Annotated in this window: 15 protein-coding genes; 8 read left to right on the top strand and 7 right to left on the bottom strand. The window is 62.0% G+C overall.

Annotation, left to right across the window (positions count from 1 at the left end):
* Positions 1–123: 123 nt before the first annotated feature.
* Both ACQZ6J_RS26535 and ACQZ6J_RS26530 read right to left on the bottom strand, forming a co-directional pair.
* Positions 124–852 carry a GntR family transcriptional regulator gene (locus tag ACQZ6J_RS26535; protein ID WP_163988181.1) on the bottom strand — a complete coding sequence of 243 codons (729 nt, stop codon included), beginning with the start codon at positions 850–852 and terminating at the stop codon, positions 124–126.
* A 98-nt stretch (positions 853–950) separates the two neighbouring features.
* Entirely contained in the window at positions 951–2,123 is a 1,173-nt protein-coding gene (locus tag ACQZ6J_RS26530; protein ID WP_449086313.1) for a serine hydrolase domain-containing protein, read from the bottom strand.
* Between the two features lie 433 nt (positions 2,124–2,556).
* Here ACQZ6J_RS26530 and ACQZ6J_RS26525 point away from each other — a divergent pair, with 433 nt between their 5' ends.
* Positions 2,557–3,756 (top strand): serine hydrolase domain-containing protein, encoded by a 1,200-nt coding sequence (locus ACQZ6J_RS26525; protein WP_449086312.1) that lies wholly within the window; start codon positions 2,557–2,559, stop codon positions 3,754–3,756.
* Between the two features lie 377 nt (positions 3,757–4,133).
* Complete coding sequence (locus ACQZ6J_RS26520; protein WP_163988176.1) at positions 4,134–5,075, top strand: sensor domain-containing diguanylate cyclase; 942 nt, start codon at positions 4,134–4,136, stop codon at positions 5,073–5,075.
* Positions 5,076–5,210: 135 nt separating this feature from the next.
* Here ACQZ6J_RS26520 and ACQZ6J_RS26515 read toward each other — a convergent pair whose 3' ends face one another.
* Genes ACQZ6J_RS26515 through ACQZ6J_RS26505 form a run of 3 tightly spaced genes read right to left on the bottom strand, consistent with a single transcriptional unit; the run spans position 5,211 to position 7,644 of the window.
* Positions 5,211–6,137: a dihydrodipicolinate synthase family protein gene (locus ACQZ6J_RS26515; protein ID WP_449086311.1), complete on the bottom strand. Its 927-nt coding sequence runs from the start codon at positions 6,135–6,137 to the stop codon at positions 5,211–5,213.
* Positions 6,134–6,841 carry a ribonuclease activity regulator RraA gene (locus tag ACQZ6J_RS26510; RefSeq protein ID WP_449086310.1) on the bottom strand — a complete coding sequence of 236 codons (708 nt, stop codon included), beginning with the start codon at positions 6,839–6,841 and terminating at the stop codon, positions 6,134–6,136. Before ACQZ6J_RS26510 ends, ACQZ6J_RS26515 begins: the two co-directional genes overlap by 4 nt.
* A gap of 17 nt (positions 6,842–6,858) precedes the next feature.
* On the bottom strand, positions 6,859–7,644 hold the full coding sequence (locus tag ACQZ6J_RS26505) for an SDR family oxidoreductase (protein WP_449086309.1): 786 nt from the start codon (positions 7,642–7,644) through the stop codon (positions 6,859–6,861).
* A gap of 85 nt (positions 7,645–7,729) precedes the next feature.
* On the opposite strand from ACQZ6J_RS26505, the gene ACQZ6J_RS26500 reads away from it, so the two are divergent.
* Complete coding sequence (locus tag ACQZ6J_RS26500) at positions 7,730–8,593, top strand: LysR family transcriptional regulator (RefSeq protein WP_449086308.1); 864 nt, start codon at positions 7,730–7,732, stop codon at positions 8,591–8,593.
* A gap of 106 nt (positions 8,594–8,699) precedes the next feature.
* Here ACQZ6J_RS26500 and ACQZ6J_RS26495 read toward each other — a convergent pair whose 3' ends face one another.
* Complete coding sequence (locus ACQZ6J_RS26495; protein WP_449086307.1) at positions 8,700–9,305, bottom strand: TetR/AcrR family transcriptional regulator; 606 nt, start codon at positions 9,303–9,305, stop codon at positions 8,700–8,702.
* 178 nt (positions 9,306–9,483) lie between these two features.
* Between ACQZ6J_RS26495 and ACQZ6J_RS26490 the strand changes: the two genes are divergently transcribed.
* Together ACQZ6J_RS26490 and ACQZ6J_RS26485 are read left to right on the top strand one after the other, a co-directional pair.
* Complete coding sequence (locus tag ACQZ6J_RS26490) at positions 9,484–10,395, top strand: NAD-dependent epimerase/dehydratase family protein (protein WP_449086306.1); 912 nt, start codon at positions 9,484–9,486, stop codon at positions 10,393–10,395.
* Positions 10,392–10,772 (top strand): VOC family protein, encoded by a 381-nt coding sequence (locus tag ACQZ6J_RS26485; RefSeq protein WP_163988165.1) that lies wholly within the window; start codon positions 10,392–10,394, stop codon positions 10,770–10,772. The genes ACQZ6J_RS26490 and ACQZ6J_RS26485 overlap by 4 nt, the downstream gene beginning before the upstream one ends.
* A gap of 2 nt (positions 10,773–10,774) precedes the next feature.
* On the opposite strand, the gene ACQZ6J_RS26480 is transcribed toward ACQZ6J_RS26485, so the two are convergent.
* A complete protein-coding gene (locus ACQZ6J_RS26480; RefSeq protein WP_449086305.1) occupies positions 10,775–11,716 on the bottom strand; it encodes a helix-turn-helix transcriptional regulator in 942 nt (313 codons plus the stop codon).
* A 138-nt stretch (positions 11,717–11,854) separates the two neighbouring features.
* Between ACQZ6J_RS26480 and ACQZ6J_RS26475 the strand changes: the two genes are divergently transcribed.
* Genes ACQZ6J_RS26475 through ACQZ6J_RS26465 form a run of 3 tightly spaced genes read left to right on the top strand, consistent with a single transcriptional unit; the run spans position 11,855 to position 15,663 of the window.
* Positions 11,855–13,387 (top strand): sugar ABC transporter ATP-binding protein, encoded by a 1,533-nt coding sequence (locus ACQZ6J_RS26475; RefSeq protein WP_449086304.1) that lies wholly within the window; start codon positions 11,855–11,857, stop codon positions 13,385–13,387.
* A 57-nt stretch (positions 13,388–13,444) separates the two neighbouring features.
* Positions 13,445–14,491, top strand: coding sequence for an ABC transporter permease (locus tag ACQZ6J_RS26470; RefSeq protein ID WP_449086303.1), 1,047 nt, complete (start codon positions 13,445–13,447; stop codon positions 14,489–14,491).
* Between the two features lie 50 nt (positions 14,492–14,541).
* The gene (locus tag ACQZ6J_RS26465; protein WP_449086302.1) at positions 14,542–15,663 is read left to right on the top strand and encodes a substrate-binding domain-containing protein; all 1,122 of its coding nucleotides are present in this window, start codon (positions 14,542–14,544) and stop codon (positions 15,661–15,663) included.
* Positions 15,664–15,742 lie beyond the last annotated feature (79 nt).

Genomic DNA, 15,742 nt, shown 5'->3' with positions numbered 1-15,742 from the left:
TTAGTCCGGATCTCACATGCAAAGAGAAGCCATTCGCGGCGGCACATGCAAACCCGAGCCCAGTCGCGCCGGCCAATTCCGCGAGTGTCTCCAGCATTTCCGCCTCACCCGATTGAAGCGTCGCTAGGCAAGGTCGCTATCGGCTGGGCCGTCCGCATCGGCCGCGGAGAACTTTGCATATTTGACCATATAGTCCGCCGCCTCGCGAATATCGTGAACCACCGCGTCACGCGCGCCGCGCGGATCCTTCGCCTCCAGGGCTTCGAGAATTCTTTCATGAAAATCGACGTCCAGCACCTCGGTCGGAGTGAAGGGCGCGCCTTCCACCAGCTTGCGCAGGAACGGACCCGCCTGGAGCCAGAGGATCTCGATCAGGTACAGGAGATACTCGTTACCGCAATGCCGGTAGATCGAGAATTTGAAATCGAAATTTGCCTGAAGATAGCGGTCGATATCGCCGGCCCTGGCGGCTTCGGTGCGCTCCTTGCAGTGATGGCGCACGGTGCGCAGGCTGTTGCCGTTGAGCCTGGTGGTCGCAAGCTCCGTTGCCGTGCCCTCGATGGAGATTCGCGCCTGCGTCAGATTGTTGAACGAGGCCACGCTGAGAAGCGGAACCTCGACGCTGCCGTTTGGAAGCAGGTTCAGCGCGCGCACCGCCTGAAGGCGCTGGAATGCCGTGCGAACAGGCATCGGGCTTGTCCCGAACTGCTCGGCGACCTTGCGATAGGTCAGCTTCTGTCCCGGTTCAAAGTGCCCGGCCATGAGGGCTTGCACGATCTGATGATACACTTGCTCGTGCATCGGCACCGGGGCTTCGATCGCCGTGATGTTTGCCGCTTTCTTCGCCGTCATATCCACCACTCGAAAAACAATGCTGCTCCAAAGATGCCTTTGGTAGAAGATTTGCCGTTGCTCGCGCAAGCACCATCGCGAGCAACGGCCTTAGTCCGTCAGACCATGCGCGCCAATTGCCCGAGCAGCGCCAGGTTATCGCGATCGAAGCCTTCCATGATAGGATCCGGCTGCGAGCTCATGCGCACGATGACCACGTCCGCTGCGGGATCGATGTAAAGCCATTGACCGTGGATGCCGATGCCGCAGAAGCTCCCCTCGCCTGTCTGATACCATTTGTTGTGATAGCGCCCCTTCGGAAACAGAGGAGCGAAATCGCTGCGGTCCCACGCAGCCTTGCTGCCGCCGCTGAGCGTACCGCTTACCCAGGCTTCGGACACGATGCGCGTTCCGTTCGCCGTGCCGCTTTGCCGCATCATCTCGCCGAAACGCGCCAGGTCGCGCGGGGTGAGCGAAATGCCGGCGGAGGCACGGCTTGTACCTTCGCGGTCGACGGTCATCGTCACCTCGCCCCGTGCCCCGAGCGGAGCCCAGATTATCTCGCGCAACAGATCCGCCATGCGGCGGCCGGAGGCGCGCTCCAGGATGATACCGAGCATATCGGTGTTCGGCGAGCGATAGCGGAAGATTTCCCCATGGTCGCCCGGCAGGCGCCTGAGACTGCACAGGAATTCCCGAAGCCCCTCCTCTCCGCCGCCCGGATTCCAGAGCATGGCGCGACGATAGCGGCCGAACGGGCTTTGCGGATCCAGATAGGCTTCGTCGATGTCGATAGCCACCGTCATGTCCAGCACATGCTGCACGGTAGCATCGCCGTAAGCGGAACTCTCGGCCTCAGGCACGTATTGAACGACCGGCGCGCCGGGATCCAGCAGCCCGCGTTCCTGCAGGGCGCCGGCGACAACGGCCGTGATCGACTTGCTGATCGAGAAAGCGATATGGCGGTTGCCGAAATCCATGCTCGGTGCAAACCAGTCCGCAACGAAATGTCCGCCCTTCATGACGACGAGCGCGTCGGCATAGGAGCGCGCGAGGAAATCCGCGATCCGCTCCTCACCGTTCGCCAGCCGTACTCGCTCGGCGACGAGAGCGGACGTTTCCGCTGCAGGCGTGTCCTCGGCTCCCGTCCCGCGCCAGACATGCGCGCTCGGCACCAGTTCGCCGACATTCTGGAACGACCATCGGCCGTAGGGATCGAGACGCCAGTTCGCGACCGTCACCTCGTCACGGCGAAAGCCGTACCTCTCTTCGAATGTGGCCATATCGACCATGAAATATCCTCTCCGTAGCCTTGTTGCGGCAGTTGAATTCCGGCGGTTAGCTCAGAAATTCACCAATTTCCCACCGAATAAAACTCACCGAAAACTGAACAAAATTCGATCTAGTTTTTGACGGCCCCCCTCGAGGCAAGACGTCCTGCAATTCTCGATAATCTCCCAATCCAGCTTTCATTTCTCGATCATTAATATCGAGATTACCTTCCACAATGGCTGAATATCTATCAAAAAATCAATATTATTTCGAATTCTTGACGATGTCAAAGACCGCGCACTGTGATCTCAGATCTGATAATCCATATCGTATCAATTTCGTATCGCAAGCGGTAACGCAGAAAATATGTTGACTTTATACGTGATCTGAGATCACAAATTTAGGAAGAAGCGATCGCTTGATATCGCCACGTCAGCAAAAAGGGAGGAACTCATGAATTCCAGCAGGCAACCGTGGCAGCGCGACCCGGAGAACCCCGGCGCTCCCATCATCCCGCGCGGGGAATGGGATTTTCCACCCTATCATCGCTGGACCTTCCAGCATGTGCGCGAGATGGCGCCCACCGCACAGGTCTGGCGCGGTCCCGGCCCGGTCCTGCCGCTCCCGGAACGCAAGCGCGATATCGACGGTATCGTCTTCGAGACGCGCGCCGGACGCCGCACGATGGCACAATATCTGGAGGAAAGCGCAACGGACGGCTTCATGGTGCTCTCACGCGGCGAAGTCGTCGCGGAACGCTACATGAACGGGCTTAAACCCTACCGGCAGCATCTCGCCATGTCGGTCTCCAAGTCCGTCACCTCGGCGGTCTTCGGCATTCTCGCCCATCGCGGGCTTATCGATCCGCAGGCGCTGGTGACGAAATATCTGCCGGAGCTGGAAGGGACCGGCTATCGCGGCGCGACGGTCCAGCATGTGCTCGACATGACGAGCGGTGTCTATTTCGACGAGACCTACACGACGCCTGGTTCCCACATGCAGAAGCTTGGGCAGGCAAGCGGCTGGTTCGACGTCATTGATCCCGCATGGCCGATGACCGTATGGCAGCTCGTCCTCCAGCTTACCGAGCAGGAGCGCCCGCATGGAAAGGCCTTCCAGTACCGGTCGATCGAAACGGATGTGCTGGCCTTCATCATGCAACGTGCGACCGGCAAGCATCTTGCGGACTTGATCAGCGAGGAACTCTGGGCGCCAATGGGCGCAGAGGACGACGCCTACATCACGCTCGACCGTGGCGGCTTCGGCCTTGCGGACGGTGGTTTCAATGCGACGCTGCGCGATTTTGCCCGCTTCGCCTTGCTCCTGCTGCGCGGCGGCAAGGCGCATGGGCGCCAGATCGTGCCGGTCGCGTGGATCGAGGCGATCCGCAATGCCGATCACGAGATTTTCGGCAACAAGCGCCAGGGCGCGCTGCCGCGGGGAGCCTATCGCAACCAGTTCTGGATCGAGGACCCCGACAGCCGCGTCTTCATGTGCTTCGGCATCTTCGGCCAATATATCTACATGGACCCGGAGTCGGACTTTGCGATGATCAAGCTGTCGACCGATGTCGATCCTGTGAACGATGATCGCACGGCCGATATGCTGGCCGCCGCCCACAGGCTGCGGGATTTCTGCAAAACGGGAATTTGACCCGCTAATCGGGAGTGTGGCGACACGAATGCCAGCCTATGGCCATGCCCGAGATGCCGCCGTTTCAGCGGGATGCAACCTGGTTTCGCAGCACCTGCGGCCTGAGATTGCCCCGTTTGCAAACGCAATGCCTCATTTTGGCGCCCCGGGCATGAAGCCGGTGCCTCGAGCACGAACCTAAGTTGGAAAAAATTTAGCCTTTCGATATTTTTTAGAAACCCGAACGCAAGCAATATGTGCCAGCCTCTGTTCCCGATGGTAATCCCGGACATGACGACGGGATCGGGAAACCATCTTCGTTCAGCTGGCGAGGGCGTCGCATGCCTTGCAATGAAAATGAAATACCGCAGCCTCATGCAGTCGGCTCCCAGGAGTTCATGCATTTGCGGGAACTGTTTGACCGTTCGTTCAAGGCAGCCCGGATCGGAGTATGGGAATGCAGCCTGCCGGACCAGACGCTGAAATGGACGGATACGGTCTATGAATTCTTCGATCTCGCCCCGCAGACAGCACTGGCGCGCGATGAAATCGTCAGGCTCTACACCCCGGGGACCCGCAGGCAGCTCAACGAGCTTCGCGACAGGGCAATTCGCACAGGTGAAGGCTTCACCCTCGACGCCCAGATAGTTACGGCAAAAGGAAACAATCGCTGGATAAGAATAACCGCCTGCGTGGAGTTTGCGGGCGGGACGGCCACAAGGATCTTCGGGGTCAAGCAGGATATCACCGCCGAGAAGACGATGATGGAGCAGCTCCGCCATCTGGCGGAGCGCGATATCCTCACGGGGCTGACTTCGCGGACGAGGTTTGAAACTTTCCTGAGCGAGATATGCGGAGCCGACGGCCATGGGGCCAAGGCCCTGCTCCTGGCGGACCTCGACGGCTTCAAGTCCGTAAACGACACTCTCGGGCATCAGGCCGGTGACGATTGCCTGAAGGTTGCCGGCCGCAGGCTATCGCGGGCTGTCCCCGATGCGCATATGGTTGCCCGCATCGGCGGCGACGAATTTGCCGTCATCCATCCATGTTCATCGCCCGAAGATCTCGCAAAGATCGCCGCCCGCGTCGTAAAAGGCATGCATTGGACGATTTCGACGCCGGCGAGGAACATTCGGATCGCGACGTCGGTCGGGGCGGCCATCATCGTGCCTGGGCAATCGCCAAAGGATATATTCGCAAAGGCCGATCATGTCCTCTACGAGGTGAAATCGGCGGGAAGGAATGGCTTCCGCATCGCACCGTCTTCCCGATCGGCGTTGGAGGCTGCTCCGGCAACGCTGCTGAAGGACGGCAACCGTTTGACGGCAGGACGTTTCTAGCGTCTGCCGCCGGACCGGCTGCCCGATTCCTTTGTCGCGCTGGCACGCAGCCGAGGCGAAACGCCCGCGCCGCTGCCTGGAAACGCGCGAACCTAGAGATCGGAGAACGGCTTTCCTGCTCGGCGGCGGCTTCGGTTAAAGCGCTGCCCGTTCGTCGCGCCTGCCGACGCGGGCAAGGAGATAGTCGACTTCGGCTCTCGCGGCCGGCGTCAGCATCTGCGCCGGTTTGCGTTGCGCGTCGGTGGCAATCACGCCGCGCCGCTTGAGCACATGCTTGCGGACGGCAAGGCCGATACCGAGCTGCTGCTCGTAGCGGATCAGCGGCAGATGGGCGTCGAACAGGTCGTGCGCCTCGTCCCTTTTGCCGGCGGCGGACAATGCCATCAGTTCGGTGAGCATGTCCGGGAAGCCATAGCCGGTCATGGCTCCATCGGCGCCGCGCTCCGGCTCGAAATCGAGAAAGAGACCGCCATTGCCGCACAGGATCGAGAAGTCGCGCAACGTGCCGGCCTTCTGCATTGCGCGCAGCGTCGAAATCTTCTCCAGACCCGGCCAGTCTTCGTGCTTCAGCATCAGGCATGATTTATGGTTGGTCATGATTTTCGCGATCACACCGGGCGCCATGACGACGGTCAAGGTGAGCGGATAGTCCTGAAGGACCCACGGCACGTCTTCGCCGACGGCTTCGACGGCGCCGGCGAAATAATTGACGATCTGGTCGTCCGTCCGCAGCGCGGGCGGCGGCGCGATCATAACGCCTGCCGCACCCATGTCCATCGAGTCCCGCGCCAGGGAGCGCATCCCCGCGAAACCCGGCGCCGAGACGCCAACGATGACGGGAATCCTGGAGCGAGCCACGACCCGCTTGACGATGGCCCTACTCTCTTCCGGTTCCATCTTCGGGGCTTCCCCCATGATGCCCAGGATCGTAACGCCGGTGCAGCCGCTTTCCTCGTAAAAGTCCGTCAGCCTGTCGATCGAGTTGAAGTCGATCGAGCCGTCCTCGAAGAACGGCGTTGTTGCGATTGCGTAGACGCCTTTGGATTCGGTGCTGAACGTCATTGCTGGCTGTCCTTCCAGGCCTGATATCTGGCCTTCGTTTCTGCATTCATCGGATAGAGACCCGGGAGCGGTACACCTCGATCGACCTCACGCATGATCCACGCTTCCATGCGCTCCTGCTCGGGAGCCTCGGCGACGACGTGTTCCAGAAATGCTGCCGGAATGAGGACCGCCCCGTCTTCGTCGACCACGACGATATCATCCGGGAAGACGGCGACACCACCGCAGTTGATCGGTTCCTGCCAGCCGACAAACGTCAGGCCGGCGACCGAAGGCGGCGCCGCCACGCCGTTGCACCACACCTTCATGCCGCTTGCGAGAACGCCCTCGGCATCGCGCATCACACCGTCGGTCACCAGACCGGCGACATTGCGCTTGGCCATTCTGGCGCAGAGGATATCGCCGAAGATACCGGCGTCGACTGTCCCCATCGCATCCGCCACCGCGATGCAGCCCTCGGGCATTGCTTCGATGGCGGCGCGGGTCGAGATCGGCGAAGCCCAGCTGGCGGGCGTGGCAAGGTCTTCGCGGGCAGGAATGAACCGCAGCGTGAAGGCCTTGCCGACGACACGCCCCTGCCCTGGCTTCAACGGCTTTGTGCCGCGCATCCAGACATTGCGCAGCCCTTTTTTCAACAGAACCGTCGTCAGCGTCGCCGTTGAAATGCCCTGCAGTAGCTCAACCGTGCGGGGATCGAGTGACATGAAGACCTCGCTTTCTTTCAGATGCTGCCGATCAGGCCGCCATCGATGCGGATGATGGAACCGGTGATATAGGATGCGCGCGGGCTGGCGAGAAAAGCGACCGTGTCGCCATATTCCTTCGGATCGCCATAGCGCCCGACCGGAATGGAGCCGGTGCTCTCGGCGGTGACATCCGCCACCGGCCTGTTCTCGCGCTTCGCCTTCTGCTCGTCTAGAAAAACGATGCGCTGGGTCGCAATGCGGCCCGGCAAGACGACGTTTGCCGTGATGCCGTCGCGGCCGATTTCGCGCGCCAGCGTCTTCGACCAGCCCACCAGCGCAAGGCGCAGGCTGTTTGATATTCCGAGATTGGCGATCGGTGCGACGACGCCCGACGACGTCGACGTGATGATACGGCCCCACTTGCGCTCGCGCATGGACGGAAGAACGGCATCCGTGACGGCGATGACGGACCTGACCATCATGTCGAAATATTTCGACCAGTCTGCCGGCGATTGTCCCGCAGCCGTCGTCGGCGGCGGTCCGCCGGTATTGTTGACCAGAATGTCGACTGGGCCGAACGCCTTGCCGATTTCATCGAGCTTCCCGCCGATCAACGACAGGTCGGCGATATCCCATGAGAGCGCAATCGCCTTGCCGCCTTCGGCCGCGATGGCATCCGCGGTCACCTTCGCGCTCTCTTCGTTTATGTCCGCGACGACGACGGAAGCACCCTCGGCCGCCAGCGATTTTGCAATTGCCCCGCCAAGGCCGCCGCCGGCGCCGAAGACAAGTGCCGTCTTGTTGTTCAACTGAAGATCCAACTCTTCCTCCAATGGTTCGGGGCTACTATGACCGCTCGAAAACAAAAGAAAACCTTCCTTTTTGTTCTTTCAGACGATAGAAAATATGATTATGGAAACGCGCTTCCTCGAAACCTTCCTGATGGTCGTCCAGCATGGCTCGCTGGCGGAAGCGTCGCGACGGCTTGGCGTGACGCCGGCCGGCATCGCGCAGCGCATTCAAGCCTTGGAAGATGAAATCGGCCTGCCGCTTCTCGCCCGCTCCGGAAGGCGGGTGAAACCCACGGAGGCTGGCCTCGCCATCCTGGAAAAGAGCAGGCGGGTCCTGTCGGAGGTCAGAGAGCTGAAAAGTCTGGCGCACGACGACCAGGCATTCGGCGAGCTGCGCCTCGGGGCAATCTCGACGGCGTTGACAGGGCTGCTTCCCGGTGGGCTGCGGCGGGTTTTCGACACCATCCCCGGCGTAGACATCTTCCTGTTGCCCGGCACGTCCGCAGAGCTTTACAACGGGCTTCTGGAAGAGAAGATCGATGCTGCAATCCTCGTCAAGCCGCCCTTCCCCATACCGAAGACATTGCAGTGGGATCTGATCCGCTCGGAGCCGTTTGTTCTGCTGGCGCCGCCGGAACTCGCCGACGCACCCGCCGATCAATTGCTGCGCGAGCAGCCGTTCATCCGCTACGACAGAAGCAATTGGGGCGGGCGCCTGGCGGATACCTATCTCCAGTCGCTTCGCATCCTGCCGCGTGAATGGCTTGAGCTGGACTCCTTGGAGGCGATCGCGGTCATGGTGGAAGCGGGATTGGGCGTATCGCTGATGCCCGACTGGCGCTCCTCGCTTTTCGACAACCTTCGGGTTGCGCGGCTGCCGCTGAGAAATGCCCCGCATCGCGAAATCGGGTTGCTGCGGCCGCGGAATGTTCGATCGAGCCGCCTTGTCCAGGCCGTTCTCGATGCGGTGCGTGCATAGAAGCACTCTTCAAATCAGCACCCCGTCCTCCGCGGCAAAGCGACATAGCGCGGATGACTGCCCGACGCGAGATCGCCGATCTGGCGGCCGCCGCGCAGGTATGATTTCACCGGGCCTTTAGGAGTAGCAGTATCTCGCGGGAAGCCCTCTCCGCCTGCTCTGCAATCTCCTGCGGCGACGCCACGCCCAGGCCTAGAAGAGCCTCGTCGAAGATCTCGGCCTTGAGAAGAGCGGCGAATGTTTGGGCGGTGCGGCGCTTATCGACGAGGCGCCAGTCCTCGCGCTCGGCCCAAAGCTCGATATAGCGGACAAACTGCGCATATATGCTGCCACTCGTCTGCTCCTGGTATCTGCGGCCCAGATCGGGGAAGCGATCGGCCTCGCGCGCAACCACGCGATAGAGCGCCAGCTGAGTGCGAGACAGGACGTGCCGAAGGTACTCTTCACCGGCGATCGGCAATGCCTCGACGGGAGGAAGATCATACCAGGCTGGCGTCCCGTCCGGAATCGGTGCATGCGGACCGAGCGGCTGGTCGCAGGCCGCCTGCATGACCGCGCTGAAGAGGTCGTCTTTGCTGTCAAAATGCCGATAGAGAGTCTTGATCGAGACCCCCGCCTCCGCCGCGATATGATTGACCGAGGCTTCGGCGTAGCCGGAATCCAGAAACGCCTTCAACGCGGCGTCGACGATGAGCGCGCGCTTGCGTTCCATCAATGCAGCCTTGGGATTATCGGCCGACCAAGTCTTGACCATAGGACACATGACCCTCTTGACATTCAATTCGACAGTAATCACTGTCGCACAAACGACAGCGATCGCTGTCATTTAATCGACACTATAATCAAGCCGCCGCCGAGACAAGACAGGAACGGCGCGCGAAAGGAACATCATGAAGATCTTTGTCACGGGAGCGGCCGGCTACATCGGCGGCTCGGTCGCCGAGGGCCTCAAAACCGCCGGCCACACCATTGTCGGTTTGGTGCGATCGGAGAAGGACGTCCCTTTGCTGAAGGCGCGCGGGATCGATGCCGTCGTCGGCGAACTCGACGACGCCGAGAAGCTGACGGCACTTGCGCAAGCGGCCGACGCGGTCATCCACTCCGCCAACGCCGATCACGCGGGCTCGGTGATCACGCTCGTCACCGCGCTCGATCGCAGCGGCAAGCCTTTGATCCACACCTCCGGATCCTCGATCGTTACCGACCATGCCGATAGCGAATATGCCGCCGAAGTGCCGCTCGCCGAGGACGACTATTTCGAACCTGTTCCCTACCGGCGCTCCCGCGTCGACTTGAACCGTTATGTGCGGCAGGCAGCGATCGAAAAGGGCGTTCGCACGATCGTCATCTGCCCCGGGATGATCTACGGCGCGGGCCGCGGCATACAACCCCAAAGCGATCAGATTCCCAAGCTCATCGGCCTCTCGCGCCAGAACGGCGCCGGCGTCTATTTCGGCAACGGCCTGAACATCTATTCGAACGTGCACATCGACGATCTCACGAGCCTCTACCTGCTGGTGCTCGAGAAGGCGCCCGGCGGCTCGTTTTTCTTTGCCGAGAACGGATACAACTCCTTTAGGGAGATCGCGGAGATGATCGGCGCCCTGCCTGAACTCGAAGGCCGGACGGTGAGCGTTCCGGTGGCAGACATCATCCGCCAATTCGGTGAAAGCGCCAGGCTCGGCGTCGCGTCCAACAGCTACGTCAATGCGCTCAACGCCCGTCGTCTGGGATGGCAGCCGAAGGGGCCATCGCTGCCCGACTGGTTCAAGGTGTTTGCACAAACGGGAGCTGCGGCATGACGGTATATCTGCTCGACCACGTTACCTTGCGGACCCGCGACCTTGAGGCGACGCGCACCTTCTTCGAGACGCTTCTCGACCTGAAGGTCGGTTATCGCCCGGCCTTTTCCTTCCCCGGCTATTGGCTTTATGCCGGCAGCGAGCCGATCGTCCATCTTATTCCCGCCCGTGGCGGGCCGGTCAAACGGGATGGAGAGGCGATCGACCACGTCGCCTTCCGCCTCGACGACTACGAAGGAATGCTCGGCAAGGTGGAGGCGCTGCGCATTCCTCATTCGCTCATGAATCTGCCGGAACTCGGCGAGCGCCGCATCTTCGTCCAGACGCCGACCGACATCCTGCTCGAACTCGTTTTCCGCGACCAGCCTCAGCAGTGAACCTAGGCGTGCTGTCGCCGGCGTTCTTCTCCATGAAGCGATAGGGGTGCGGTGCCTTGTCCGTCATGCACATCCCGGCCGGAGATCCGGCCGGCCTTCGTGTGCCGCCGTACGAAACTACCCGGCGTCGATCCGGTATAGCTTGTAAAGGCGACGGTGAAGGCGCCGATGCTGTTAAAGCCCACGGCGTAGGCCGTCTCCGTCACGCTGATATTGCCTTGGCGCAGCAGGCGCATCGCCTCGCTCATGCGAAGTTCGTTGATAAATTCCCGCCAGCTGATGCCAAGTTCGTCCTTGAAGCGGCGGCGCAGGGTACGCTCGGACATCGCAACCGCGGCGGCGGCATCTGTCAGCGACGCGGTTTCGAGATGATCGCGCGCAAATTCGATGACCCGCTCCATGTCGGGTCCGTTGCCGAAGGGGGTCCACATCTTGCGCCTGGTATCGAACCAGATGGCGAAGAGATGGCCCATCGTACGGAAGAAGTCATTGGCGACCTGGTCGGCCGGATCGCGATCCACGCCCCAGCGACGCGCAAAGGAGGCCATCTCGACGGCAAGTGCCGGCATCGCGACGGCCCAGCAGCCCGGATGATGCCAAACCGCTTCGGCGCCGGTGAATTTTACCAGTGTCAGCTCCACAGGGCCGGTCGCCGCCAGACGATAAGAGCGATCCGCGGGTATGAAGACCATGTGGCCGGACGGCAGGGTCCAGCAGCCGGCGGCGCCAAACAGCTTCGCCTCTCCATCGTGAACGCAAACGAGCATGCCGCCGGATTCGCGCTCGGAACTCGCATCGAAGGAGGAGAGCTTCAGTTCCACGGCATGGGACGGCTGGGCGCGCGAAATCGCGAAGCGCTCGTCCCGCCTCCCGAGAACGAAGCGCTGCATCACTTTTACCGAACCGCTTAGCGGACAGCTTTCCTCAGGCTCCATTGCTTTCATTTCGTCCTCCGCGAGATTGTCCGATATTAGTAAATTGCTGGCCTATTTCCGAATGACGGCCTTGGTTTAACGTGACAAGATCAGCGTCGCAAGTGGTGAGGAGCAGAAAATTTAAAACCGCTCCGGGGAGGAACGAACATGTCCAGTCTTGGTTACGCACCGCCGGGGGCTCATTCAGGCCGCCCTTCGGAGACGCTTCTGGACGTCTCGGGCGTCGGCAAAAGGTTCGGCGGCACGATAGCGCTGCGCGATGTTTCGTTCGCGGTGTCCCGAGGCGAGATCGTTGCGCTGCTGGGCGAGAACGGTGCAGGCAAATCCACCCTCATCAAGATCATGGCCGGCGTGTATCAGGCCGACACCGGCACCCTGAGCTTCAAGGGCGACAGCGTCCAGGCCGCGACCAAAGCCGGATCCGTTGCGTTCATCCACCAGGACCTCGGCCTGATCCCCTGGATGACCGTGGCCGAGAACATGATGCTCGCCACCCGCTACCCGCGCCGCCTCGGCTTGATCGACTGGCGTGCCAGCCGCGAGCGCGCAAGCCGGGCGCTGGCCGAGATCGGCGGCGAGATCGATCCCGGTGACCGCATCGAAAGCCTGAGCCGCACCGACAAGTCGCTCGTCGCCATCGCCAGGGCTCTAGCCAGCAATGCCGAGCTGATCGTTCTCGATGAACCCACGGCCAGCCTGCCGCAGTCCGAGGTCGAGAGGCTGCATGACGTGCTGCGGCGGCTGCGTTCGCGCGGCGTCGGAATGATCTATGTCTCCCATCGCCTCGATGAAGTCTATGCGCTCTGCGACCGCGTGGTGGTCCTGCGTGACGGCGTTGTCGCGACGACTGCCGAAACCTCGGAGATAGACGCCGGCTCCCTGATCCAGTCGATCATAGGCCGGCCGCACGAGCAGGTCTTCGTGCGCCCATCGGCGCCGGACGGGGCCGGGACCGTCCTCAGTCTCGAAGCCGTCGCGATCGGGACCGTTGGGCCCGTCGATCTTTCGCTGAAGGCCGGTGAGGTCGTGGGTCTCGTTGGCTTGCGCGGCGCCGGGCAGGACGCGATCGGCAAGGCGCTGTTCGGCACCGAAAAGGTCACCTCCGGCACCATCCGCCTTTCGGGCGCCGCCTATCTCCCGCACGATCCGCTCGATGCCATCTCCCAGGGTGTGCTGATGGTTGCGGGAGACCGGAATGCCGAATCCGTCGCCCAGGGCATGAGCGTGCGCGAGAACATGTTCCTGAACCCGGTGGCCTCCGGCCGCAGCCTCTTCGGCCTGCGCTCTTCGGCCTCCGAGGACCGGGAAGCGGAGACCATGGGGGCCCGGGTCCGGCTGCGGCCGAACCTGCCCTCCGCGCCGATCGAAACGCTGTCCGGCGGCAACCAGCAGAAGGTGGTGATGGCGCGCTGGATGCGCATCGGCGGGAAAGTCCTCGTTCTCGAGGATCCGACCGCGGGTGTCGATATCGGCGCCAAGGCGGAGATCTACCGATTGTTGGCCGACGCACTGTCGAACGGCCTGAGCGTGCTGCTGATCTCGACCGATTTCGAGGAGGTGACGGCCATTTGCCACCGCGCCTACGTGTTCCATTCCGGCAAGGTGGTGGCGGAGATTCCGGCGGCCGATCTGTCGGTCACCAAGCTTCTCGGCGCCGCATCGCTTTCGCCCGTAGCCTGACAGCAACCTGCACACAAAGACGCCGGCCAAGCTCTGCGGGCCGGAAGGGAGGATATCATGGAATCTATCAAATCGACGGCGTTGGAACCCACGCCGAGGGAGCTCGCGCATCTGTCGCTCCTGCAGCGCATGATGCGGCTCTTGCCGGTCTACGGATTGCCGATCCTGACCGTCGCGCTGATCATCCTGTTCAGCATCCTGCTGCCGACGACCTTTCCGACAATGCTCAACCTGCGTTCGGTGCTCGGCGACAAGTCTATCATCTGCGTCCTCGCGCTCGCCGCCATGGTGCCGATGATGGCGGGCCGCATGGACCTGACGGTCGGCTACGGCATCGTCATGTGGCATGTGCTGGCCATCAGCCTGCAGACCCAATACGGCTTCAACTGGATCGCGGCCGTGCTCGTGGTTCTGGCTCTTGGAGCGCTTCTCGGGCTTATCAACGGCCTTCTCGTCGAGATCGCCCAGATCGATTCCTTCATTGCCACGCTCGGCACGGGTACGGTGCTTTATGCGCTGGCGCTCTGGCATACCGGCGGTCGTCAGGTCATCGGTGCGTTGCCGCCTGAATTCACCAATATCTACGCCACCAATATCTTCGGCCTGCCTGTCGCCGCCTTCTATGTGCTGGCAATCAGCATCGTGCTCTGGGTCGTCGCCGACTACCTGCCGATCGGCCGCATGCTCTATGCAATCGGTGCCAATCAGCGCGCCGCGTCGCTGAACGGCATTCGCACCCGCCGCTTCGTCATCGGCGCATTTGTCACCTCGGGCGTGCTCGGCGCCTTTGCCGGCATCGTCCTTGCCGCCAAGCTGCGCATCGGCCAGGCAAGCGTCGGTCTCGAATTCCTGTTGCCGGCATTGGTCGGCGCCTTCCTGGGGTCCACGACGATCAAGCCCGGCCGCGTCAACGTTTGGGGCACGGTCATCGGCGTCAGCATCCTCGCGGTCGGCATTTCAGGCATTCAACAGTTCGGCGGCGCTTTCTACGTCGAGCCGCTCTTCAACGGCATGACGTTGCTCGTCGCCATCGGCATCGCCGGGTATTCGCAGCGCCGCCGCGCCATCGGCCGAGCCAAGCCGCCCCAGAAAAGCGGGGCCTGACGCCGGCGTCAGCCAAGATTCGCAACATGTCATGCAAGGGAGGATATCAAATGACATTGAACTACCGGAAAAGCATCGGCCTTTTTGCCCTCGGGCTGCTCGGAACCACGATGACGGCCATCTCCGCTTATGCCCAGGACGATGGCGCGCAGGCCGCGCAGAACTACATCGCCGCTGTCACCAAGCCGAACCCGCCATGGACCGGCCCGACCTCGGGCCCCGCCGCCCAGAAGGGCAAGACGATCGTCTACGTCTCGGCGGACCAGCGCAACGGCGGCGCGCTCGGTGTCGGCGACGGCGTGGAGGAAGCCGGAAAGGCGATCGGTTGGACGGTGCGCGTGCTGGACGGCCAGGGAACCGTCTCCGGACGCTCCTCCGCCCTGCAGCAGGCCATTGCGCTCAAGCCTGACGGCATCGTGCTCGGCACGGTGGATGCCAAGGAACAGGCCGAACTTATCGCACAAGCGGCGGGTGCCGGCATCAAGGTAGTGGGTTGGCATTCCGTCACCAATCCGGGGCCTTCCGAAGAGTTCAAGCTCTTCACCAACATCGCAACCGATCCGCTCGACGTCGCCAAGGCGGCAGCCTCGTTCGCGGTCGCCGATTCCGGCGGCAAGGCCGGCGTGGTGATCTTCACCGACTCGACCTATGCGATCGCCGTCGCGAAATCGGACGCCATGGCCAATGTCATCAAGGCGTGCGGCGGCTGCAAGGTTCTCGACGTGGAGGATACACCGCTTGCAGAGGCGAGCACCCGTATTCCACAGCTGACGACCTCGTTGCTGCAGCGCTTCGGCGATCAGTGGACCTACACGCTGAGCATCAACGACCTGACCTTCGACTTCATGTCGGCCTCGCTCGCCTCCGCCGGCATCGCCCAGGACGGTCATCCCCGCAACATTTCCGCCGGTGACGGAAGCGAGGCGGCCTTCCAGCGCATCCGCACGAATTTCTACCAGTCCGGCACGGTGGCCGAACCGCTTCACCTGCAGGGCTGGCAGGCGGTGGACGAACTGAACCGCGCCTTCGCCGGACAGCCGGCATCGGGCTTTTCCGCCCCCGTCCATCTGGTCGCCGCAGCGAACATCGGCTCGGACGGCGGTCCCAAGAATGTCTACGATCCGGATAACGGCTATCGCGACGCCTATGCCAAGATCTGGACGGGCAAGTGACCCCTCGGGCGGAGGCCACCGGCCGCCCCCCCCCAAAACCCCACCCAAGAATTGAGTTGAATAATTAGTAAAAGCTTTT

Source organism: Rhizobium sp. A37_96, from assembly GCF_053521765.1.
The sequence above is the reverse complement of the archived record's forward strand: the minus strand, read 5'-3'. Positions and strand labels throughout refer to the sequence as shown.